We start from the raw sequence: 271 nt of genomic DNA, 5'->3' as shown, positions 1-271 counted from the left end.
CACCTGCTTCAACGCAAAGCTGGATCGGATGCTTGCCACCCCGGGAATGCGCGTGATGTGTTCGACGATCAGCCGTTCCAGCGCATCGACGTCGGGCACGAGCGCGCGGATCAGGTAGTCGGCGTCGCCCGACATCAGGTAGCACTCCATGATTTCGGGCAGCACCGCGATCTCGCGTTCGAACACGTCCAGCGCGGCCTTGCGTTGCTTGTCGAGCGAGATCTGAATGAAGACGTTCACCTTCAGGCCCAGCTTGCGCGCGTTCAAGAGC

At 61.6% G+C, this 271-nt stretch carries 1 protein-coding gene; it reads right to left on the bottom strand.

Annotation, left to right across the window (positions count from 1 at the left end):
- On the bottom strand, positions 1–271 hold a 271-nt coding region (locus tag N7568_RS23585; protein WP_261612126.1), incomplete at both ends, for an Lrp/AsnC family transcriptional regulator.

It is taken from the genome of Paenarthrobacter aurescens (genome assembly GCF_025421775.1).
GTDB lineage: Bacteria > Actinomycetota > Actinomycetes > Actinomycetales > Micrococcaceae > Arthrobacter > Arthrobacter aurescens_B.
Note: the sequence above shows the minus strand (reverse complement) of the source record. Positions and strands in the feature narration are given on the sequence as shown.